Annotated in this window: 22 protein-coding genes; 17 read left to right on the plus strand and 5 right to left on the minus strand. The window is 66.8% G+C overall.

What is annotated here, in order from left to right; genetic code table 11:
* The first annotated feature begins 267 nt into the window (after positions 1-267).
* Entirely contained in the window at positions 268-1,587 is a 1,320-nt protein-coding gene (aceA, locus tag HV798_RS12145; protein WP_175192851.1) for an isocitrate lyase, read from the plus strand.
* A 53-nt stretch (positions 1,588-1,640) separates the two neighbouring features.
* Here aceA and HV798_RS12150 read toward each other — a convergent pair whose 3' ends face one another.
* Positions 1,641-2,438: an AraC family transcriptional regulator gene (locus HV798_RS12150; protein WP_175192850.1), complete on the minus strand. Its 798-nt coding sequence runs from the start codon at positions 2,436-2,438 to the stop codon at positions 1,641-1,643.
* Between the two features lie 127 nt (positions 2,439-2,565).
* Here HV798_RS12150 and HV798_RS12155 point away from each other — a divergent pair, with 127 nt between their 5' ends.
* Complete coding sequence (locus HV798_RS12155) at positions 2,566-3,330, plus strand: alpha/beta fold hydrolase (protein ID WP_175192849.1); 765 nt, start codon at positions 2,566-2,568, stop codon at positions 3,328-3,330.
* 40 nt (positions 3,331-3,370) lie between these two features.
* On the opposite strand, the gene HV798_RS12160 is transcribed toward HV798_RS12155, so the two are convergent.
* Positions 3,371-4,228 carry a LysR family transcriptional regulator gene (locus tag HV798_RS12160; protein ID WP_175192848.1) on the minus strand — a complete coding sequence of 286 codons (858 nt, stop codon included), beginning with the start codon at positions 4,226-4,228 and terminating at the stop codon, positions 3,371-3,373.
* Between the two features lie 126 nt (positions 4,229-4,354).
* Here HV798_RS12160 and HV798_RS12165 point away from each other — a divergent pair, with 126 nt between their 5' ends.
* Genes HV798_RS12165 through HV798_RS12175 form a run of 3 tightly spaced genes read left to right on the plus strand, consistent with a single transcriptional unit; the run spans position 4,355 to position 7,416 of the window.
* Positions 4,355-5,323: a tripartite tricarboxylate transporter substrate binding protein gene (locus HV798_RS12165; RefSeq protein WP_246288731.1), complete on the plus strand. Its 969-nt coding sequence runs from the start codon at positions 4,355-4,357 to the stop codon at positions 5,321-5,323.
* Positions 5,324-5,356: 33 nt separating this feature from the next.
* Entirely contained in the window at positions 5,357-6,220 is an 864-nt protein-coding gene (locus HV798_RS12170; protein ID WP_175192847.1) for an HpcH/HpaI aldolase/citrate lyase family protein, read from the plus strand.
* Between the two features lie 8 nt (positions 6,221-6,228).
* The gene (locus HV798_RS12175; RefSeq protein ID WP_425486138.1) at positions 6,229-7,416 is read left to right on the plus strand and encodes a CaiB/BaiF CoA transferase family protein; all 1,188 of its coding nucleotides are present in this window, start codon (positions 6,229-6,231) and stop codon (positions 7,414-7,416) included.
* Between the two features lie 10 nt (positions 7,417-7,426).
* Here the strand turns inward: HV798_RS12175 and bioD are convergent, their stop codons facing one another.
* From bioD to bioF, 3 genes are read right to left on the minus strand one after another with little or no spacing between them, the layout of a single operon-like run.
* Entirely contained in the window at positions 7,427-8,854 is a 1,428-nt protein-coding gene (gene bioD / locus HV798_RS12180) for a dethiobiotin synthase (protein WP_175192845.1), read from the minus strand.
* Positions 8,851-9,501 carry an alpha/beta fold hydrolase gene (locus HV798_RS12185; protein ID WP_425486143.1) on the minus strand — a complete coding sequence of 217 codons (651 nt, stop codon included), beginning with the start codon at positions 9,499-9,501 and terminating at the stop codon, positions 8,851-8,853. Before HV798_RS12185 ends, bioD begins: the two co-directional genes overlap by 4 nt.
* 8 nt (positions 9,502-9,509) lie before the next feature.
* Positions 9,510-10,694 carry an 8-amino-7-oxononanoate synthase gene (gene bioF, locus HV798_RS12190; protein WP_175192843.1) on the minus strand — a complete coding sequence of 395 codons (1,185 nt, stop codon included), beginning with the start codon at positions 10,692-10,694 and terminating at the stop codon, positions 9,510-9,512.
* Between the two features lie 81 nt (positions 10,695-10,775).
* On the opposite strand from bioF, the gene HV798_RS12195 reads away from it, so the two are divergent.
* The 12 genes from HV798_RS12195 (at position 10,776) to HV798_RS12250 (ending at position 21,813) form a co-directional block, all read left to right on the plus strand.
* Positions 10,776-12,044: an adenosylmethionine--8-amino-7-oxononanoate transaminase gene (locus HV798_RS12195; protein WP_025137826.1), complete on the plus strand. Its 1,269-nt coding sequence runs from the start codon at positions 10,776-10,778 to the stop codon at positions 12,042-12,044.
* A gap of 80 nt (positions 12,045-12,124) precedes the next feature.
* The gene (locus tag HV798_RS12200; RefSeq protein ID WP_175192842.1) at positions 12,125-13,099 is read left to right on the plus strand and encodes a P-type ATPase actuator domain-containing protein; all 975 of its coding nucleotides are present in this window, start codon (positions 12,125-12,127) and stop codon (positions 13,097-13,099) included.
* Positions 13,096-13,257: a cbb3-type cytochrome oxidase assembly protein CcoS gene (gene ccoS / locus HV798_RS12205; RefSeq protein WP_025137824.1), complete on the plus strand. Its 162-nt coding sequence runs from the start codon at positions 13,096-13,098 to the stop codon at positions 13,255-13,257. The genes HV798_RS12200 and ccoS overlap by 4 nt, the downstream gene beginning before the upstream one ends.
* A gap of 130 nt (positions 13,258-13,387) precedes the next feature.
* Positions 13,388-14,875 (plus strand): cytochrome-c oxidase, cbb3-type subunit I, encoded by a 1,488-nt coding sequence (gene ccoN, locus HV798_RS12210; RefSeq protein ID WP_175192841.1) that lies wholly within the window; start codon positions 13,388-13,390, stop codon positions 14,873-14,875.
* A gap of 10 nt (positions 14,876-14,885) precedes the next feature.
* Entirely contained in the window at positions 14,886-15,629 is a 744-nt protein-coding gene (gene ccoO, locus HV798_RS12215) for a cytochrome-c oxidase, cbb3-type subunit II (RefSeq protein ID WP_175192840.1), read from the plus strand.
* Between the two features lie 2 nt (positions 15,630-15,631).
* Positions 15,632-15,805: a cbb3-type cytochrome oxidase subunit 3 gene (locus HV798_RS12220; RefSeq protein ID WP_025137821.1), complete on the plus strand. Its 174-nt coding sequence runs from the start codon at positions 15,632-15,634 to the stop codon at positions 15,803-15,805.
* Positions 15,802-16,746 carry a cytochrome-c oxidase, cbb3-type subunit III gene (ccoP, locus tag HV798_RS12225; RefSeq protein WP_175192839.1) on the plus strand — a complete coding sequence of 315 codons (945 nt, stop codon included), beginning with the start codon at positions 15,802-15,804 and terminating at the stop codon, positions 16,744-16,746. The genes HV798_RS12220 and ccoP overlap by 4 nt, the downstream gene beginning before the upstream one ends.
* A 71-nt stretch (positions 16,747-16,817) precedes the next feature.
* The gene (gene ccoG / locus HV798_RS12230) at positions 16,818-18,308 is read left to right on the plus strand and encodes a cytochrome c oxidase accessory protein CcoG (protein WP_175192838.1); all 1,491 of its coding nucleotides are present in this window, start codon (positions 16,818-16,820) and stop codon (positions 18,306-18,308) included.
* Between the two features lie 55 nt (positions 18,309-18,363).
* On the plus strand, positions 18,364-18,597 hold the full coding sequence (locus HV798_RS12235; RefSeq protein ID WP_025137818.1) for a FixH family protein: 234 nt from the start codon (positions 18,364-18,366) through the stop codon (positions 18,595-18,597).
* Between the two features lie 19 nt (positions 18,598-18,616).
* Positions 18,617-18,853, plus strand: a complete 237-nt coding sequence (locus HV798_RS12240; protein WP_025137817.1) for a hypothetical protein — start codon at positions 18,617-18,619, stop codon at positions 18,851-18,853.
* Between the two features lie 528 nt (positions 18,854-19,381).
* Positions 19,382-20,341 (plus strand): hypothetical protein, encoded by a 960-nt coding sequence (locus HV798_RS12245; protein ID WP_175216413.1) that lies wholly within the window; start codon positions 19,382-19,384, stop codon positions 20,339-20,341.
* 515 nt (positions 20,342-20,856) lie between these two features.
* Entirely contained in the window at positions 20,857-21,813 is a 957-nt protein-coding gene (locus HV798_RS12250; RefSeq protein ID WP_175216414.1) for a hypothetical protein, read from the plus strand.
* The last annotated feature ends 280 nt before the right edge of the window (positions 21,814-22,093 follow it).

The following is a 22,093-nucleotide window of genomic DNA, read 5'->3' on the forward strand; positions in this document are numbered from 1 at the left end:
CGCATTTTTCACATCATGAAACGCTGGTCCCGGCATGTGAAAGTTCGTGCTGCGGCGCATCGCAGCGCCATTTCACAGATGACAATGTCGTTCCGCAATACGAAATGACTTTTATAACTTATTGATTTTATTCAATAACATTTTTCATCTTATATAAGAGGCACGCCCACATTGCTCCGCAGCACAGGCATAGACTTTGTCCAACGATTCACGCAATGCAAACCAAAGTTTTTTTGCCTTTTCAGCCATAGACCAAGGAGCATGACCATGAGCCACCGCGAAACCGAAATCCGCAATCTGCAGAAAGACTGGGCCGAGAACAGCCGTTGGCAAGGCATCAAGCGCGACTACAGCGCCGAGGATGTCATCCGCCTGCGTGGCTCGATCGGCGTCGAGCACACCCTGGCCCGCCGCGGCGCGACCCGTCTGTGGGAACAGCTGCATAGCGAGCCTTTCGTGAATTCGCTGGGCGCCCTGACCGGCAACCAGGCCATGCAACAGGTCAAGGCCGGCCTGAAGGCCATCTACCTGTCGGGCTGGCAAGTGGCGGGCGACGCCAACCTGGCCGGCGAGATGTACCCCGACCAGTCGCTGTACCCCGCCAACTCGGTGCCGCAGGTCGTGCGCCGCATCAACAACTCGCTGACCCGCTGCGACCAGATCCAGTGGATGGAAGGCAAGAACCCGGGCGACGAGGGCTACATCGATTTCTTCGCGCCCATCGTGGCCGATGCCGAAGCCGGTTTCGGCGGCGTGCTGAACGCCTTTGAACTGATGAAGGCCATGATCGAAGCCGGCGCCTCGGGCGTGCACTTCGAAGACCAGCTGGCCTCGGTGAAGAAGTGCGGCCACATGGGCGGCAAGGTGCTGGTGCCCACCCGCGAGGCCGTGGCCAAGCTGGTGTCGGCCCGCCTGGCGGCCGACGTGATGGGTACGCCCACCGTGCTGCTGGCCCGCACCGACGCCGACGCAGCCGATCTCGTGACCAGCGACGTCGATGAAAACGATCGTCCGTTCATCACCGGCGAGCGCACCGTGGAAGGTTTCTTCCGCACCAAGGCCGGCATCGACCAGGCGATCTCGCGGGGTCTGGCCTATGCGCCCTACGCCGACCTGATCTGGTGCGAGACGTCCACGCCCAACCTGGAATACGCCCGCAAGTTCGCGGACGCCATCCATCGTCAATTCCCGGGCAAGCTGCTGGCGTACAACTGCTCGCCGTCGTTCAACTGGAAGAAGAACCTGGACGACGCCACGATCGCCAAGTTCCAGCGCGAGCTGGGCGCCATGGGCTACAAGTTCCAGTTCATCACGCTGGCCGGCTTCCACGCGCTGAACTACGGCATGTTCGAACTGGCCCACGGCTATGCCCGCCGCCAGATGAGCGCCTTCGTCGAATTGCAGCAAAAGGAATTCGCCGCCGCCGACCTGGGCTTCACCGCCGTGAAGCATCAGCGCGAAGTGGGCACCGGCTACTTCGATGCCGTCACGCAGACGATCGAAGGCGGCCAGTCGTCGACCACCGCGCTGACCGGCTCGACCGAAGAAGCCCAGTTCGACCACGGCAAGGTGCAGAAGGTCGCCTGAGCCTGACGGGATCAAGTTTGCAGTTGCAGTTGTAGTGCTGTTGTAGGGTGGATTCAGGGTGCCTTCGGGCACCCTTTTTTTTCGGCCAGATAGGCGCCGGGCGGCTGTCCCAGCACGCGGCGAAACGCCGACGTGAAGGCGCTGGGGCTGGCGTAGCCCAGGTCCAGCGCGATGCGGGTCACGGGTTGCCCCTGGGTCAGGCGTTCGATCGCGGCCAGCAGGCAGGCCTGCTGGCGCCAGGCGGCGAAGCTCGCGCCCGTCTGCGCGCGAAACAGGCGGGTGAACGCGCGCCGGCTCATGCCCGCCTGGTCGGCCACGGCATCCAGGCTGGCGCTGATGGTCGGGGCGGCGAACAGCTGCCGGCAGGCCCGCGCCAGGCGCGGATCGGCGGGCAGCGGCGCGCTCAGCGGCAGGGGCGCCATGGCGGCGATTTCCTCGGCCAACAGGGCCATCAGCTTGCCCGCGCGGCCGTCCAGGTCGTACAGCGCGGGCAGGTCGATGGCGGCGTCCAGCAACTGGCGCAGCAGCGGCGACACGCCCAGCACACAGCAATGCGCGGGCAGCCCCAGGGCCTGGGCTGCCGGATCGGCCAGGAAGGTGTTCAGCATGGTCACCGGGCCGCCCATGGTCATTTCGTGGGTGATGCCGGCAGGCACCCAGCAGGCGCGCTGCGGCGGCACCAGCCAGCGGCCGTGGGGCGTGGCGACGCTGATCGCGCCGCGCGCGGCAAAGGCGAACTGGCCGCGCCGGTGGGCGTGCACGGGAAACGTCAGGCCCGCGGGGTAATCGCAGGCGGTCACGACCACGTCGCGGGGGATGTCCTCGTAGGGATCGACCAGGGTGTTGCGCATGGCCCGAATTCTACAGTGATGGGCCTGCCATCGAAGGCGGGCCGAACGGGGGCGGCCTACGATGCCCAGGTCTTTGAAACCCAAGGCTGCCCATCTGGGGGCCGCGACCTCTGCTTCTGGAGTGTGAATGCCCAATACCTTTCACCGCGTGGGGCAAGGCCCCCATCCTGTCATCGTGCTGCACGGCTGGTTTGGCGACGCGCATGCATTCGAACCGATCGAGCCCTGGCTGTCGGGCGACGCCTTCAGCTATGTGTTCATGGACTACCGCGGTTATGGCGGCATGCGCAATGCCGCAGGCCGCTACCGTATCGACGAGATCGCTGCCGATACGCTGGCGCTGGCGGACGCGCTGGGGTTCGACCGGTTCAGCCTGGTGGGGCATTCGATGGGCGGCATGGCAATCGAGCGGGTGGCGGCATTGGCGCCCGAGCGCGTGCGCGCGTTGGTGCCGGTGGCGCCGGTGCCTTGCGGCGGCGTCACGTTGGAGCCGGCCGCGCGCGCATTGCTGGAGGGCGCGGCAGGCGATCTGGCCAAGCGCCGCGCCATCATCGACCGCAGCACCGGCGGGCGCCTGCCGGCGGCGTGGGTGCAGTGGAAGGCGGCGTATTCCGCCGAACATTCGTCGGCCCAGGCGTTTGCCGCCTATCTCGCGGCCTGGGCGGATACCGATTTCAGCGAATCGATCGACGGGCGGCATCCGGTGCTGGCGCTGGTGGGCGAGCACGATCCGGTGTTCGACGCGGCGCTGATGGCCGCGACCTATGTTCGGCGCTATCCGCGCGCGGCGGTGCAGGTGCTGCAGAACGCGGGGCACTACCCGATGAATGAAACGCCGCTGGCCCTGGTGGCGGCCATCGAACGCTTCCTGCATGAGGTGGCGGCGGTTTGACAGGCGCGCGGGCAGGTAGACGTCGGGGATGGCGCAGGCGCTACTGGCGCGCGCCTTCCAGCAGCGCCTGCACCAGGCGGTTGTCCTGGTCTGTCTGGCGGCACACGAACGAGATCTGCCGGTACGGCGCGTCCTTGCCCAGCGGCAGCACGCGCACCGGATGCACGTCCAGCAGGTTGGGGCCGGGTTCGGGCAGGATGCACACGCCCAGGCCTTCGGACACCAGCGCGGTCAGCGCGGCCAGCGATTGCAGGTCGATGCGGCAGCGGGCATGCGGCGCGTGCTGCGCGACATAGCGCGCCGCCAGCCGCCCGCCGATGGTGGTCTTGTCAAAGCGAATCCATTCATAGTGTTCGAACAGGTCGGCCAGCGACTTTTCGCGTGAGTGGGGCGGGGCGATCAGCACCAGGCGCTCGCGAAACAGCGGCGTCCACGCCAGCCGGCGCGACCCGCCGGTTTCCGGCTGCGTGATGATCGCCGCGTCGATCTCGCCGGTCTTGAGCTTTTCGACCAGCTCGGTCGCGCGGCCGCGCACCAGCCGCACGTCCAGCTGCGGATAGCGCTCGCGCAGCACCCGCAGCAGCGGCGGCAGCAAGGTCACCTGCAAGGGCTCGATGGTGCCCAGCCGCACACGGCCTTCGACTTGGGGCGTGCTGCGTCGGCGCAGCTCGTCCAGCCGTGACAGGGCGTCCTGCAGCACCGCGTCGACTTCCGCGGCGAACGCATTGGGGCGGGCCTGCAACGCCGACCGGTCGAACAGGGGCTGGCCGAAGTATTCCTCGATCTGCTTCATCTGCAGGCTGACCGCGCTGGGCGACAGGTTCATGTCGGCCGCGCCGGCCGCGAAGCTGCCGCCGCGCAACACGGCATTGAGCGTGCGGAAAGATTCGATCTTCATGAGGAATCCTCACGTAGTGTTTTAAGAATCCTCGCTTTATATCATCAGGCGCCGGGCCTAGCATGGCATCGACCATAACAACACGGCTGGCGCCTGACTGCCGGACCGTGGACACGGAGACATGCCATGAAGAAGATCCTGGGCGGCCTGGCGGCCGCTTGCCTGGCCGGGCTGATGGCCGCGGGCGCCGCGGCCGCCCCGCCGGCCCTGCCGGCCACCATCACCTTGGTGGTGCCGTTCCCGCCGGGCGGCAGCAACGATGTGTTTGCGCGGGTGCTGGCGGAAAAGCTGGGCGGGCGCGTGGGCGCCACCGTCATCGTCGAGAACCGCCCCGGCGCGGGCGGCGCCATCGGTGCCGAGTATGTGGCACGCGCCGCGAAGGACGGCTCGGTGCTGATGCTGTCGTCGTCGACGCTGACAACCAACGCGGCTGTGCAGACCAACCTGAAGTACGACGTGGCGCGCAGCTTCGCGCCGGTGGCGATGCTGGCGCGCAGCCCGATGGCGCTGGTAGTGGGGCAGGATTCTCCTTACCGGTCGGTGGCTGACCTGCTGGCTGCGGGCCGCCAGGAACCCGGCAAGCTCACCTACGGCAGCGCCGGGCTGGGCTCGGTCAACCAGATGGCCAGCGAAATCCTGGCGGGCGGCGAGAAGACGAGTTTCACGCACGTGCCCTACAAGGGCATGTCGCATGCGCTCAACGATCTGGCCGGTGGCCGGGTCGACTTCGTGATCGGCAGCTTTGCGTCGACCGCGTCGCTGCTCAAGGGCGGCAAGCTGCGCGTGCTGGCCGTGACCTCGCCGACGCGTTCTCCGTTCTTTCCCGACCTGCCCACCATCGCCGAAGGCCAGCCCGGCTATTCGGTCGAGCTGTGGTGGGGCGTGCTGGCGCCCGCGGGCACGCCCGCGCCGCTGGTCGAACGCCTGAACGCCGAGATCCGCGGCATCGTCAACGATCCGAAGATGCGCGCCATGTTCGCCGAGGAAAGCGCGGTGCCGGCCGAACTGACCGTGACGCAGTTCGCCGACCTGGTGCAGGCCGATGCGGCCCGCTGGAAGCAGGTGGCTGCCGACCGCAACATTTCCATCCAATGACCCGCAACCCCTGCCGCTGTTGAGAGTGCCCGCATGAGAAGCAAACTGTTTGTTCCGGGATCGCGTCCCGAGCTGTTCGCCAAGGCGCTGGCCGGGCCGGCCGACGCGCTGTCTTTCGACCTGGAAGACGCCGTGGCCGCCGAACGCAAGGCCGAGGCGCGCGGCCATCTGGCCGCGCTGCTGGCATCGCCCGCCGCCGCGGCCAGCGCCAAGACGCTGATCGTGCGCGTCAACGCGCTGGATTCCGCGCATTTCCAGGCCGACGTGCAGGCCGTGGTACGCCCGGCGTTGCGCCTGGTGAACCTGCCCAAGGCCGAATCCGTGGCCCAGGTGCGGGCCGCGGCCGACGCGATCGAACGGGCGCGGCAGGCCAATGGCGTGGCGCAGCCGGTGGGGTTGCTGCTGAACATCGAATCGCCGCGCGCCTTGCGCGATGCCGCCGCGCTGGCGGCGGCGCATCCCTCGGTGGCGGGCCTGCAATTGGGGTTGGGCGACCTGTTCGAACCGGCCGGCATCGACCGCCGCGAGCCGGCAGCGGTGCAGCAGGCCATGTTCGCGCTGCGGCTGGCGGCGGCCGAGGCAGGCGTGTTCGCCTACGACTCGGCGTTTGCCAATATCGAGGATGAAGCGGGCTTTCGGGCCGAGGCCGAGCTGGCGCGCCGGCTGGGCTTCCTGGGCAAGAGCTGCATCCATCCGCGCCAGGTGCCGCTGGCCAACGCCGCCTTCCGGCCGACGGACGCCGAGATCGCCCACGCGCGGCGGGTGGTGCAGGCGGCCGGGCAGGCCGAGGCGCAAGGCGTTGCCGCCTTCGTGGTGGACGGCCGCATGATCGATGGCCCCTTCCTGCGCCGCGCCGAAAGCGTCGTGCGCCTGGCCGACACGCTGGAGGCGCGATGAGCGCCGCCGTGACACCGCACGCAGCCGCAGGCCCGCTGGCCGGCGTGCGCGTATTGGACCTGAGCGCCTATATCGCCGGCCCCTACGGCTGCGCGCTGCTGGCCGACCAGGGCGCCGACGTGATCAAGATCGAACCGCCCACGGGCGACAACCTGCGCAAGTATCCGTCGACGCTCGAAGCCGAAAGCCGCGCCTTCCTGGGCGTGAACCGCGGCAAGCGCGGGCTGGTGCTGGATTTGAAGCAGGATGCGGCGCGGGACGTGCTGCGCGGGCTGGTGGCGGGCGCCGACGTGCTGGTGCACAACTTCCGGCCCAGCGTGCCGGCGCGCCTGGGCATCGCCTACGAACAGCTGGCCGAGATCAATCCGCGGCTGATCTACTGCGCGGTGACCGGCTATGGCGAAAGCGGGCCGCTCAAGGACAAGGCGGGCTACGACCAGGTGCTGCAGACCATGACGGGCATGTGCGCCTTGCAGGGCCGCGCCGACGGCCCGCCCGAAGTGCTGTACGGGTCGGTGGTGGATTACTACGCGTCGTCGATGGTGGCGGCGGGCGTGGCGTCGGCGTTGTTTGAGCGCGAGCGCAGCGGCCGTGGCCAGTTCGTGGGTGTGTCGCTCTTGCGCAGCGCGCTGGCCTTGCAGTCGGCCCGCCTGGTGTGGGCCGAGGGCGAGCCGCGGGAAGTGGGGCGCGACATGCGTTCCGGCGGCATCACGGGCATCCATCCCACCGGCGACGGCTATCTGTATATCTCGGCCAACACGCCGCATTTCTGGCAGGCGCTGTGCGCCAAGACCGGCTTGCAGGCGCTGGCGGCCGATGCCCGCTACGACTCGGTGCGCAAGCGCGCCCAATACCGCGACGAGATCGTGCCGCAATTGCACCAAGCCTTGCAGGCGCGCAGCGCGCTGGAATGGGAGGCGCTGTTCGGCGAAGAGGTGCCTTGCGCCGCGGCGCGCGGGGTCGAAGACATGTTCGACTTTCCGCAGGTGCAGGCCGAGGGCATGATCTCGACCTTTGCGCATCCGGTGGTGGGCAGCTACCAGGGCTTTGCGCAGGCCATCAAGTACGGCCGCAGCCAGCCGGCCGTGCCGCGCGCCGCGCCGGCCTTTGGTGAACATAGCGACGACGTGCTGGCCGAGGCGGGTATCGATGCCGCGCAGGCGGCGCGGCTGAGGGCGGCGGGGGCGTTGGGGTAGCGGGGCGGGGTCAGGCCGGCCCGTCCAGCGCCGCCAGGCACTCGTCCAGCGGCGCGATCGTGCGCGCCAGGGCTTCCACGGCAGCGGCATCCACGCGGTCCAGCGGCGGAATTTCCGCCAGCACGCGCACGTTGCCGAAACGTTCGATGGCTTCGCGGTTGCCGGCCGACAGCGGTCCGCTCATCACCACGCCCAGCACCGGAATGGCGCGGCGGCGCAGCGCTTCCAGGCTGAGCAGGGTGTGGTTGATGGTGCCCAGGCCGCTGCGCGCGGCCAGCACCACCGGCAGGCCCAGCCGCGCGATCAGGTCGATCATCATGTGACTGTCGTCGATCGGCACGTACAGGCCGCCGGCGCCTTCGATGATGAGCGGGGCGTCCGTGCGCGGCGGCACGATGGCGGTGGCGTCGATTTCCGCGTCTTCCAGCGGCGCGGCGGCCCACGGCGACAGCGGCGCCTGCAGCACGTAGGCGGGCAGGTGCTGGCGTTCGGGCGGCAATTGCGCCAGGCGCGCGACGGTGTCGGTGTCGCCGGGTTCCTCGGCCACGCCGGTCTGCACCGGCTTCCAGTAGTCGGCATTCCAGGCGCGGGCCAGGATGGCCGACACCAGGGTCTTGCCGATGCCGGTGTCGGTGCCGGTCACGAATACGCCCTTGAGGCCGGAATCAGTTGGATTTTTCCACATGCCGTAGGCCAGGTGATAGGTCACCGTGGCTCCTTGTTGGTTGAACTGCGCCAGCACCCGCCGCAGCGCGGCGGCGCCCAGCGGCGCCCGTCCGGGCGCGGGCGTGGTGGCGCCGATGCCCTTGAGCGCCTGCAGGAAATGCAGGCCGTCAGGATGTTGTTGTATCAGTCGTTCGCTGTGCACGCCACCGGCCAGATTGCCGCTGGCCGGACGGATGGCGTGGGCGGCGGGGTAGTGCGGTGTTGCCGCCGCCAGGCCGATGGCGCGGTGCGCCGCCCGCCATTCGGCGAAGGTGTCCGCGGCCAGCGTGGCCACGGCCAGGTGGCCGCCGGGCGCCAGCAGGGCGGCCAGCCGGCCCAGCCCCGCGTTCAGTTCGGTGAACCATTGCACCGCCAGGCTGGAGCAGATCAGGTCGTAGCCGCCGGGCAGGCCGTCGGGATGCTCGCCATCCAGCACCTGGTAGCGGGCGCGTCCGGGCAGCGCCGGGCCTTGCTGCGCGCGGGCCAGCATGGCGGGCGAGATGTCGGTGATGGTCCAGTCCGCCGGACCCAGCCGCGCGCCCAGCGCCTGTGTCAACAGGCCCGTGCCGCAGCCGATTTCCAGGATGCGCGGGTTGGGCGGCAGCGGCAGCCGCAGGATGTCGTCGGCCAGCCGTTCGGCCGTGATGCGTTGGGCGGGCGCGTTGGCGTCGTACTGGTCGGCGGCGGCGCCGAAGCGCTCGCCGATCCGGGTGTTGCGTGATGCCCGATTCATGCGGCGCTCGCCAGGCGGGCCAGGAAGGCGCGAATCTGCGCGGCGCACCAGTCGGTGTCGGTGACGGGCAGCAGGTGACCGCCGCCCTCGCGCCAGTGGACGCCGTCGCCAAAGGTGGCCTGCGTCATCGGGGCGGGCACGATGGGGTCGTCGCGGCCGGCCAGCGCCAGGCTCGGCACCGGCAGGGCGGCCAATGCCGCGCGCTGGTCTGCATCGCGCAGCACTTGCAGGTCGCGCGACAACGCATCGACGTCGGGCGCTCCGAACGCACCGCCATCGCCGCAGCGCTGGCGAAAATCGCGCAGCACCGCATCGGGATGCGTCGCCAGGCGGGCCAGCATGCGCTCGAGCATGCGCGGTGGCACGCCCTGGGCGAAATCCGGCGCGGCGGCAAAGCGTGCGAAGCCGTTGATGGACACCAGGCCGATGCCGTTGGTGGGCGCCTCGCGCAGCAGCCGCAGCACGCCCAGGGAATGGCCGATGGCGACCACCGGTCCGTCGGGGCAGGGCGTGCGCGCGGGGCCGAAGTAACCGGCGTCGAAGGTCGCCTGGGGAAAATCGTGCAGCGCGGCGGCCAGAGGCGCCCAGACGCTGGCGTCAAAGGCCCAGCCGTGCACGAACAGCAGGGTCGGCGCTTGCAAGGGCACGTTCTGCATCAGGCAAGCGCAGCGGCCAGGCCGGCGATCAGGCGGTCGATGTCGGCGTCGCGGTGCGCGGCGCTCAGGGCAATGCGCAGCCGGCTGGTGCCGGCAGGCACCGTGGGCGGGCGGATCGCCACGGCCAGCAGGCCGCGCTGTTCCAGGTTGGCGGCCAGCGCCAGTGCTCGGTCGGCCTCGCCCACCATGGCGGGCACGATCTGGGTGGACGAGTCGGCGGTGTCCAGGCCCTGTTCGCGCAAGGCCGCGCGCAGGCGGTCGCCCGAGGCCGCCAGGCGCGCCCGTTCGGCGTCCAGCGTGGGCACCAGGTCCAGCGCGGCGTCCATGGCGCCCAGCACGGCCGGCGGCAGCGCCGTGGTGTAGATGAAGCCCGAACACGCGTTGACCAGGTAGTCGCACAGCGCGCGCGAACCGGCGACGTAGGCGCCAAAGCCGCCCAGCGCCTTGCTGAACGTACCCATCGCCAGGTCGATGCGGCCGGGCGCCAGCCCCGCCAGGCCCATGCCGCGCGGGCCCAGCACGCCGGTGGCGTGGGCCTCGTCCAGATACACAAAGGCGTTGTAGCGGTCGGCCAGCTCGGCCAGGCGGGCCACGTCGGTGCGGTCGCCGTCCATGCTGAAGACACTTTCGGTGACGATGAAGCGGACGGCCGGCGGCGCATCGGCCCCCGCCCGGGCGGCCAGCAGCGCTTCCAGGTGGTCCAGGTCGTTGTGGCGAAAACGGATCTGCTTGACGCCGGCCGCCTGGCAGCCGTGGTGCAGGCTGGCGTGGTTGAGCTTGTCGGCGTAGACCTGCACGTCGCCCTGGCCTTGCGCCGCGCGCAGCAGGGCGGGCAGCACGGCGGCATTGGCCTGCCAGCCCGAGGCCAGCAGCAGCGCGGCTTCTGTCCCCTTCAAGCGCGCCAGCTTGGCCTCGACCTGTTCGTGCAGGTCCAGGTTGCCGCACACCAGGCGCGACGCCTGGGCGCTGGCGCCGTGGCGGGCGGCCCATTCGCGCGACCGTTCGATCAGCAGGGGGTGCTTGGACAGGCCCAGGTAGTCGTTGCTGGAGAAGTTCAGCGCGGGCGCGCCGCCCATCTCGATGCGCCCGGCCGGCGCCGCGGTGGCGGTGCGCAGCCGGCGGCGCACGTGGCGCGATTCGGCCTGCGCCAATTCGGAAGAAAACAGAGGATCCAGCTTAGACATGACGATTTCCCGCAGCGGCCGGCGCCGGAGGGAAGGCCGGGCCAGGCCGTAGAATGCGAGCCATTGTAGTGGAGGTGAAACATGCAGACCCCCGATTGGGTGGCCCAGGGCCAGCCCCACATCTGGCTGCCCTATGCCCAGATGAAAACGGCCACGCCGCCCCTGCCGGTGGTGCGCAGCCGCGGCAGCCGGCTGGAACTGGCCGATGGCCGCGAGCTGATCGACGGTGTGGCGTCCTGGTGGACCGCCTGCCACGGTTACAACCACCCGCACATCGCCCAGGCGGTGCGGGCCCAGCTGGACGCCATGCCGCACGTCATGTTCGGCGGGCTGACCCACGAACCCGCCCTGACCCTGGCGCGGCGCCTGGCCGGCCTGCTCGGCCCGGGGCTGGACCGCGTGTTCTATACGGATTCGGGCTCGGTGGCGGTGGAAGTCGCCATGAAAATGGCCGTGCAGTTCTGGCTGAACCAGGGCGAACGCGGCCGCAGCCGCTTCCTGGCGTTTCGCGGCGGCTACCACGGCGACACCTTCGGCACCATGGCCGTGTGCGACCCGGACGAAGGCATGCACAGCCTGTTTCGCGGCATGCTGGCCGAACACGACATCGTCGACCTGCCGCGCACCGATGCGGCCATGGCCGACCTGGATGCCTTCCTGGAAACGCGCGGGCCGCAGCTGGCCGGCATGCTGGTCGAGCCGCTGGTGCAGGGCGCCGGCGGCATGCTGCTGCACGACCCCGAAGTGCTGCGGCGCCTGCGCACCCTGGCCGACCGCCACGGCCTGCTGCTGATCTTCGACGAGATATTCACCGGCTTTGGCCGCACCGGCACGATGTTCGCCTTCGAGCAGGCCGGGATCAAACCCGACATCATCACCCTGTCCAAGGCGCTGACGGGCGGCACCCTGCCGCTGGCCGCCACCGTGGCCAGTCAGCGGGTGTTCGACGGTTTCTGGTCGGACGACCCTTCGCATGCCCTGATGCATGGCCCCACCTTCATGGGCAACGCGCTGGCCTGCGCCGCCGCCAACGCGTCGCTGGACCTGTTCGAGACCGAACCCCGGCTGGCCCAGGCCCAGGCCATCTCGGCGGCGCTGGCGACGGGCCTGGCGCCGTGCCGCGAGCTGGACTGGGTGCGCGACGTGCGGGTGCTGGGCGCCATCGGCGTGGTCGAACTGGACGGCATCCAGGACCGCGAGGCCCTGAAACGCCGCCTGGTCGAGGCGGGCGTATGGGTGCGCCCGTTCGGCAACGTGGTCTACCTGACGCCGGCCTTGACCATCGACGGGCAGGACCTGGACACCCTGATGCGGGCGGTGGTGGCAGTGCTGCGGGCGCGGCGGCCTTGATGGCCTGATCCCTTAGGGATCAGGCGCGGAGCTTGATCCACATCAAGGCGCAGGGGGCGCGCGCGGCCTACCATCGGCGCATGCGAGCAAAATCCATCTTCGCCGTGCCGGCGACCCTGTCTGACGACGAACGCCAGCAGCGCCGCCATGCGCTGGTGCGCCTGTCGCTGGCCTGGCTGGCGATGATGCAGGTGATGATGTTCGCCTGGCCCGGCTACCTGCGCCATGAAGGCATCCCCAAGGATGCGCTGGACACGCTGGACTGGGCGATCGTGCTGATGAACTGGGCCAGCCTGGCGCTGACCGTGCCCGTGGTGCTGTATTCGGCCTGGCCGATCTGGCGCCACGCGGGCGCCAACCTGCGCCAGGGGCGCGCCGGCATGGACGTGCCCGTCGCCCTGGGCATCGTCGCCGCCTTCATTCCCAGCGTCCACGCCACCTATACCGGGCGCGGCGAAGTCTATTTCGATTCGGTCACCATGTTCGTCGCGTTCCTCTTGACGGCGCGCTACCTGGAACTGTGCGCCCGCCAGTCGTTCGGCGGCGCCGCGGGCGGCTTGCGTCATGCGCGGGTCGAAGCGCAGCGGCTGGCGCTGGGCGCCGGCGCCGACCGCCTGGCCTCGCGCTTCGTCCTGGCGCAGGTGGCGCTGGCGCTGGGTGCGGGTGCGGTCTGGGCCTACATTGATCCGGCGCACAGCGTGCCCGTGATGGTGGCGTTACTGGTGATGAGCTGTCCCTGTGCCATGTCGATGGCGGTGCCCACCGCCATGGCCTCGGCGCATGCCGCGCTGGCGGCCGACCCGGCCATGCCCGACGCGGCGCTGGACGCGCTGCTGGAACGCGCCCGCCGCAAGGCGCGCCAGAACCTGCACGGCTCGCTGGCCTGGCACCTGCTGATGACGCCGCTGGCGCTGGTGGGCTGGGTCACGCCCTGGCTGGCCGCGATCACCATGCTGGTGTCGTCGCTGGCGGTGGCCTATAACTCGTGGCGTCTGACGCGCCATGACGGCAGCGCCCGCGAAGCCGCCGATGGCGCGCTGGAAGCCGCGCCATGACCATCCTCTACCTGCTCTTGCCGTTGTCGCTGCTGTTCGTGTTCGCCATCGGCGTGTTCCTGTGGTGGGCCGTGTTCAACGGCCAGTACGACGACACCGACAGCGCGGGCGCGGCCATCCTGCGCGACGACGACAGCGGACCCGCGGCCCGCGGCTGAGCCGCCTGTCGCGTTCTTGCCGCGAGTTCCCCGGCGCCCTCTGCCGGGTTTGACGCATATCAACACCCGTTTGCGAGCGTCCCCCCATCATTGAAACCTGGAGCTATTTGTTTCTTTTAGGGGAAGGGTGATGAACGATTGCGCCGCAATCGCAAGCAAGGCCGATACCTTCAACTACAGGATCGTGAGGCAATTCGCGCTCATGACGGTGGTCTGGGGCATTGTCGGCATGGCTGTGGGCGTTTTTCTCGCCGCGCAGCTGATTTGGCCTCAGTTGAACTTCGATACCGCCTGGCTGAGCTACGGCCGCCTGCGTCCGTTGCACACCAACGCGGTGATCTTCGCCTTCGGCGGCAGCGCGCTGTTCGCGACCTCGTACTACGTCGTGCAGCGCACCTGTCAGACCCGCCTGTTCTGCGACCGGCTGGCCGCGTTCACCTTCTGGGGATGGCAGGCCGTGATCGTGGCCGCCGCCATCACCCTGCCGATGGGCTTTACCAGCAGCAAGGAATACGCCGAACTGGAATGGCCGATCGACATCCTGATCACGCTGGTCTGGGTGGCCTACGCTATCGTGTTCTTCGGCACCATCATCAAGCGCCGGTCCAAGCACATCTACGTGGCCAACTGGTTCTTCGGCTCGTACATCCTCACCATCGCCATCCTGCACATCTTCAACAACATCGAGATGCCGGTGACGCTGTGGAAGTCGTACTCCGCCTACTCGGGCGTGCAGGACGCGATGGTGCAATGGTGGTACGGCCACAACGCCGTGGGCTTTTTCCTGACCACCAGCTTCCTGGGCATGATGTATTACTTCGTGCCCAAGCAGGCCGGCCGCCCGATCTATTCGTACCGCTTGTCCATCGTCCACTTCTGGGCGCTGGCCTTCACGTACATGTGGGCCGGCCCGCACCATCTGCTGTACACCTCGCTGCCTGACTGGACCCAGTCGCTGGGCATGACGTTCTCGCTGATCCTGCTGGCGCCGTCGTGGGGCGGCATGATCAATGGCATCATGACGCTGCAAGGCGCCTGGTACAAGCTGCGCACCGATCCGATCCTGAAGTTCATGGTGACCGCGCTGTCGTTCTACGGCATGGCCACGTTCGAAGGCTCGATGATGTCGATCCGCACCGTGAACGCGCTGTCGCACTACACCGACTGGACTATCGGCCACGTGCACTCGGGCGCCCTGGGCTGGGTCGCGATGATCTCGTTCGGCTCGCTGTATTACCTGATCCCGCGCCTGTACGGCCGCGAAAAGATGTACAGCGTCAAGGCCATCGAACTGCACTTCTGGATCGCCACCATCGGCGTGGTGCTGTACATCGCCGCGATGTGGATCGCCGGGGTGCAGCAAGGCCTGATGTGGCGCGACACGGCCCCGGACGGCACGCTGGTCTACAGCTTCGTCGAAGAACTGAAGACGCGGGTGCCCTATTACCTGATCCGCTTGCTGGGTGGGGCGCTGTTCCTGTCGGGTGTCCTGGTCATGGCCTGGAACGTGTGGAAGACGGTGCGCGGCGCGCAGGCCGTCAACCCCGCGATTCCGCAAGACGATCCCCACGCCACCCGCGCACCGGCCATCGCCGCCGCCGCGCCGGCCACCGTTTGACGAGGACATCATGGCCAACAAGCAACAAGGCTTTTTTTCTCACCAGACGCTTGAGAAGAACATCGGCTGGATGATCATTGCCAGCATCCTGGTGGTGTCCTTCGCGGGCCTGGTCCAGATCGTGCCGCTGTTCTTCCAGCACAGCACGACGCAGCCGGTGGCAGGGGTCGAACCCTACAGCGCGCTGCGCCTGATGGGCCGCGACGTCTACATCCGCGAAGGCTGTGTCGGCTGCCACTCGCAGCAGGTGCGCCTCCTGGCGGCCGAAGTGCAGCGTTACGGCTCGTATTCGCTGGCATCCGAATCGGTGTTCGACCACCCCTTCCTGTGGGGTTCCAAGCGCACCGGTCCCGACCTGGCGCGCGTGGGCGAGCGGTATTCCGATGATTGGCATCGCATCCACCTGCGCGACCCGCGCAAGGTGGTGCCCGAGTCCAACATGCCGGCCTACCCGTGGCTGCAGAAAACGGTGATCACCGGCCAGAACGTGGATCAGCGCATGCGCGCGCTGCGCGCCCTGGGCGTGCCGTACACGGACGAAGACATCGCCGCCGCGCCCAAGGCCATCGAAGGCAAGACCGAAGAGGACGCGCTGGTGGCCTACCTGCAAGGGCTGGGCGTGGGCGTACGCAAGGCGCAGCAGGCCAGGAAGGCGGAAGAGGCCAAGAAGGCCGAGGAAGCCAGGAAGGCGGCGCAACCCGCAGCCGCGCAATCTGCCGCTCCTGCCGCGGGTGCGGCAGCCACCGGAGGCTGACCATGGCATTCCTGAGCGCAATCGTCACCGCCATTTCGATGGCGACCTTTATCGGCATCGTCTGGTGGGCCTGCTCGCGCGGCCGCCAGCATGCCAACAGCGAATCGGCCCTGCTGCCGTTCGCGCTGCCCGATGAATTCGGGCCGGCACAACAAGATGGAGCGGATCGGTCATGAGCGATTTCGTCAATGGCTTCTGGGGGTATTTCATCTCGATCGTCGCGGTGGGCGGCGTGGTCTGGTGCGTGTGGCTGCTGTATACGCAGCGCCGCTGGCTCAGCACCAAGCCGGCCAATGGCCAGGTGGAAGACACCGGCCACGTCTGGGACGGCGACCTGACCGAGCTGAACAACCCGGTGCCCGGCTGGTGGACCTGGATGTACCTGCTGGCCTGCGTGTTCGCGCTGGGCTACCTGTTCTTCATGCCCGGCCTGGGTGAATACAAGGGCCAGCTGGGCTACAGCAGCGCCGACGAAGTGGCGCGCCAGCAGGCCAAGATGGCCGAAGCGGTGCGCCCCATCTACGCGCGTTTCGAGACCATGACGGTGCCGCAGATCGCCGCCGACCCCGGCGCCCGTGAAATCGGCCAGCGCCTGTTCCTGAACACCTGCGCGCAATGCCACGGCTCGGACGCCAAGGGCGGCCCCAGCTTTCCCAACCTGACCGACGGCGACTGGCTGCACGGCGGCTCGCCCGAAGCCATCACGCAGACCATCACCAACGGCCGCATCGGCATGATGCCGCCCTGGAAGGCCGCCATCGACGCCAAGACCGCCGGCGACATCGCGCAATACGTGCGTTCGCTGTCGGGCCTGACTGCCGACCCCGTGCGCGTGTTCCGCGGCAAGCGCGAGTTCGCCAATTACTGCGTTGCCTGTCACGGCGTCGACGGCAAGGGCAACCAGGCGCTGGGCGCGCCCAACCTGACGGACGACGTCTGGCTGTACGGCAGCTCGGAAGCCACCATCGTCAAGACGATCCTGGACGGCCGCGACAACCGCATGCCGGCCCACGGCGACATCCTCAGCCCCGAGCAGATCAAGATCCTGACGGCCTGGGTCTGGGGGCTGTCAAACAAGCCGGACGCCGCACCGGCGCAGCAGGCCGCGGCCAAGTAGGCGGCGCATAGGTGGGGGCGCTGCCTGCCGGCAGCCCCCATATCACATGGACTTACCGCACGGAGCAGCACATGGATGATGGGTCAACCGCAAGCGTCAGCAGTTCGCCTGGCGGCGACCCGCCACCCTGGCGGCCGCACACGCGGCCGCCGCGGCCCGGCCAGGAAACGCTGGAGCAGACGCTGGCCGGCGTGCGCAGCAAGATCTATCCGCGGTCGGTCAGCGGCATTTTTGCCCGCTGGCGCATTGCATTCGTCTTTCTCACCCAGCTGATTTTCTACGGCCTGCCCTGGCTGCAATGGAACGGCCGCCAGGCCGTGCTGTTCGACCTGGGCGCGCGCAAGTTCTATCTGTTCGGCCTGGTGCTGTGGCCGCAGGACGTGGTGTACCTGGCTGTGCTGCTGGTCATCTCGGCGCTGGCGCTGTTCCTGTTCACCGCCGTGGCCGGGCGGCTGTTCTGCGGCTACGCCTGTCCGCAGACGGTCTACACCGAAATCTTCATGTGGATCGAGCGCAAGGTCGAAGGCGACCGCATTGCGCGCATCCGCCTGGATGAATCGCCCTGGTCCTGGCGCAAGGCGCGCATCAAGGTCACCAAGCATGCGCTGTGGATCGCGCTGGCCTGGTGGACGGGATCGACCTTCATCGGCTATTTCGCGCCCATCCGCGAGCTGGGCCACGAACTGTTCACGCTGCAACTGGGCCCGTGGCAATGGTTCTGGATGCTGTTCTACGGTTTTGCCACCTGGGGCAACGCGGGCTTCATGCGCGAGTCGGTGTGCAAGTACATGTGCCCGTATGCGCGCTTCCAGAGCGTGATGGTGGACCCGGACACGTTCGTGGTCACCTACGACAAGCGCCGCGGCGATCCGCGCGGCGGCCGCTCGCGCAAGATCGACCACAAGGCGGCGGGGCTGGGCGATTGCGTCGATTGCAGCCTGTGCGTGCAGGTCTGCCCGACCGGCATCGACATTCGTGAAGGCCTGCAATACATGTGCATCGGCTGCGGCGCCTGTATCGATGCCTGCGAGCAGGTGATGGACAAGATGCAGTACCCGTCGGGGCTGATCCGCTATACGTCGGAACGGGCGATGCTGGACGGCCTGTCGACGCAAAGCGCGCGTTCGCATCTGCTGCGGCCGCGGGTGCTGATCTACGGCACGCTGATTCTGGGGCTGGCGGTGGCGTTCGTGGTGTCGCTGGCGCTGCGCAATCCGCTGCGGGTGGACGTGATCCGCGACCGTGGCGCGCTGGGCCGCGAGGTGGCCGGCGGCATGATCGAAAACGTGTACCGGCTGCAGATCATCAATACGTCGGATTCACCGATGCGGCTGCGGCTGTCGGCCGATGGCATGCCGGGGCTGGCGGTGCTGGCCGGGCAGAGCGGATCGGACGTGGTGGAGGTCGAGGCGGCGGCCAACAAGCTGGTGCCGATGGTGATCCGGGCGCCGGCGGGCGCCGAGCCTGGCGCGCATGCGATCACGTTGCGGGCGCGCGCGCACGATCAGGAGAATCGGTCGATCGAGACCGATGAAGCCGCCAGTTTCTATGTTCCCGATTGAATCCGGTTCCGTGTGGAACCCCTTAGCCGATTGAGTCTTGAGAAGGATGCCGACGATGAATACTGCCCATGTTGCCGCGCCGTTGACGGTCAAGCCCTGGTACCGGGAGCCCTGGCCCTGGTTCCTGATGGCGGGGCCTTTCCTGGCGGTGGTAGGGTGCGCGATCACGATCTATTTCGCCTATACGCAATTCGGCAATCAGCCGATCGTGGAAGGGGTGGTCAAGCGGGGGCTGGTGATCGAACCGGCCGATCCTGCGGCGACGTCCACGACGTCCGCGGCGCGTTGATGAATCCGGGAGGCACGCCATGGGGTTGAAGTCACTGATGTGGATACTGTGGCCGTCGTTTCTGGCGGCAGCGGTGGGCAGCGCGGTGGTGTTTGCCTTGATCGATCCGCTGGATGTGGCGGTGATGGGGTACGTGCCTTCGGGGCGGGTGGGGTTCTATACGGTGTCGTTCTTTTTGCTTTGGGCGATGGCGGGGGCTTCGAGTGCGTTAACGGCTTATCTGATGCCTCGGGTGGAGGAGGATGAGGATTTGTAGGTGGCTTTGTTGTTTTGTGGGTGTTGTTGTTGGTTCTTAGGTTGCGTTGTCGTTTCTTAGGTTGCGTTTTGGCTTCGTAGGCCGCCCGTCTGGCGGCGGCTCTCGGTGTCGAGCGCCCACGATTGCGGTCCGGAGCCTTCGCTCCGGACGTCCCCCTCGTCATCTTCGTCCAGGCCTTCGGCCTTCCCTTCAGATTCCCTCGGGCGCATCGAGGTTGCTCGACACCGAGAGCCGCCGCCAGACGGGCTACGAGCGGCGTGACGCGAGGCGCCGTCAGGTCGGCGTGGTGGGCGAGGTTTGCGGGGCCAGCCCCAGGCCGGGCGGTCAAAAATCAGAAAGTTCCAATGCTCTGTTCTGTCGGAATTGCGTAGGCTAGGCCAGCAATTTTCGGTCGAGTAGACGCGTCTGTTCAAACTTCCGTGGGTGTGCCGTCTGATGGGCGCAGGCATTCGGGCTGCTGCTGCTGCCGAGTTTTGGATGAAAAACACGTAGTCGAGCGCTCGATCGATTCAGACCAAAGGAGGCGCGATGGCCTACATCTCAAAAGACGTATGGGCGGAAAGATTCAAGGGCTGGTTGATTACGGGGTGTGCGGTCAGAAACAACCATATTCTGTATTTGTGTGCTCGTCAGGATATCCCTGAGGAACGGGCTTCCTCGATGTGGGATAGCGAAATTCCAAGCCGTCTGGTGGCACTGTTTCTTGATGATCTACAGGAACCTTATGCTCACCAGGAGTTCTCCAGATTCAACAAGCCTAAAGTGGGTGTAGCTATCTTTCCCCTCGAGCAAGGCTTGTTGTCGTCCGACTCCGAACAAGGTGCAGTTTGGGTAATGGGTTCTGGCGGCCCGTGGCCGATGGAGTACATCGACGAAAGCACTTGGCCAAGCACCCGACGATTGAAGTGTATCGATGGCTATACATATAGCGTTTGCTTGTTCCGGGATGTCTATAAGCGTATCGATATGGGGGAGTGGGTTCGGCTGGATAAAGGCTTGCCCGAGGACAATGTAAGCGTTGACTACGGTTTCAAGGATATCGATGCCTTCAGCGACACCGACTTCTACGCTGTAGGCGGCTGCGGCGACGTGTGGCGCTACGACGGCGACAGCTGGTCGCAATGTCGGTTTCCCTCCGACGAACAGCTCAGCACGGTGACGTGCGCGCCGGATGGCAATGTCTATATCGGTGGGGAAGGTTGCAGCCTGTGGATGGGGCGTGAGCACAGCTGGCAGAAGGTGGCCAGGGGCGGCTCCACGATCTTGTGGAACGAGTCGGTGTGGTTTCAGGACAAGCTGTGGCTGAGTTCGGACTATCAGCTTCGGGTGTGGGATGGCCAGGCGCTGCAACTGCCGATGGACGGGGACAACATGGTGGTGTTGTCAGGGCACATTGATGCTCGTGATGGGGTGCTGGTTGTTGCCAGTTCCCGTTACGTGGATATGTTCGATGGCGAGCAGTGGCATTCCATCGTCGAGCCGTATTGACGGTAAAGCGTGTTGAAGCGCTTCGCGTTGTGGCTTCGTAGGCCGCCCGTCTGGCGGCGGCTCTCGGTGTCGAGCGCCCACGATTGCGGTCCGGAGCCTTCGCTCCGGACTTCCCCGTTGTCATCTTCGTCCAGGCCTTCGGCCTTCCCTTCAGATTCCCTCGGGCGCATCGAGGTTGCTCGACACCGAGAGCCGCCGCCAGACGGGCTACGAGCGGTGTGACGCGAGGCGTCGTCAGGTCGGCGTGGTGGGCGAGGTTTGCGGGGCCCACCCCAGGCCGGCTGCGCGGGCGGTCAAAAATCAGAAAGTTCCAATGCTCTTTTCTGTCGGAATTGCGTAGGCTAGGCCAGCAATTTTTGGTCGAGCAGGCGCGTCTGTTCAAACTTCCGTGGGTGTGCCGTCTGATGGGTGCAGGCATTCGGGCTGCTGCTGCTGCTGCTGCTGCCGGTGCCGCCGAGTTTTGGATGGAGATCACGTAGTCGAGCGCTCGATCGATTCAGACCAAAGGAGGCGCGATGGCCTACATCTCAAAAGACGTATGGGCGGAAAGATTCAAGGGTTGGATGATTACGGGGTGTGCGGTCAGAAATAGTCGCATTGTGTATCTGTGCGCCCGTCAGGATATTCCTGATGAGCAAGCATCCTCAATGTGGGACAGCCAGATCCCGACGCGACATATTGCATTGTTTCTCGACGATATAGATGATCCGTATGCTCATGAAGGATTGACTGGGTTTAACAAGCCGAAAGTGGGGGTTGCGCTCTTTCCCCGGGAACAAGGGTTAGTTTCCTCCGACTCTGAAAAGGGAGCCGTTTCAGCAATGGGCTCAGGCGGCCCGTGGCCGATGGAGTACATCGACGAAAGCACTTGGCCCGGCACGAAGCTGAGTTGCATTTATGGGTATGCCTATGCAGTCGGAGTACACAGGCATGTTTACAAGCGCTGCGATATGGGTAAATGGATCAAACTCGATAAAGGGCTGCCAGAATTTAACGGAGGCACTGACAAAGGGTTTGATGATATCGATGCCTTCAGCGACACCGACTTCTACGCCGTAGGCGGCTGCGGCGACGTGTGGCGCTACGACGGCGACAGCTGGTCGCAATGTCGGTTTCCCTCCGACGAACAGCTCAGCACGGTGACGTGCGCGCCGGATGGCAATGTCTATATCGGTGGGGAAGGTTGCAGCCTGTGGATGGGGCGTGAGCACAGTTGGCAGAAAGTGGCCAGGGGCGGTTCCACGATCTTGTGGAACGAGTCGGTGTGGTTTCAGGACAAGCTGTGGTTGAGTTCGGACTATCAGCTTCGGGTGTGGGATGGCCAGGCGCTGCAACTGCCGATGGACGGGGACAACAAGGTGGTGCTGTCAGGGCACATTGATGCCCGTGATGGGGTGCTGGTTGTTGCCAGGTCGCGTTACGTGGATATGTTCGATGGTCAGCAGTGGCATTCCATCGTCGAGCCGTACTGACGTTAAAGCGTGCTGAAGCTCGTCGCGTTTTGGCTTGGTAGGCCGCCCGTCTGGCGGCGGCTCTCGGTGTCGAGCGCCCGCGATTGCGGTCCGGAGCCTTCGCTCCGGACTGCCTCGGCGGCCCCCCCCCCTCGTCATCTTCGTTGTCGCCTTCGGCAACTGCCTTCAGATTCCCTCGGGCGCATCGAGGTTGCTCGACACCGAGAGCCGCCGCCAGACGGGCTACGAGCGGAGTGATGCGAGGCGTCGTCAGGTCGGCGTGGTGGGCGAGGTTTGCGGG

The sequence above is a fragment of the Achromobacter deleyi genome (assembly GCF_902859705.1).
Lineage (GTDB): Bacteria > Pseudomonadota > Gammaproteobacteria > Burkholderiales > Burkholderiaceae_B > Achromobacter > Achromobacter deleyi.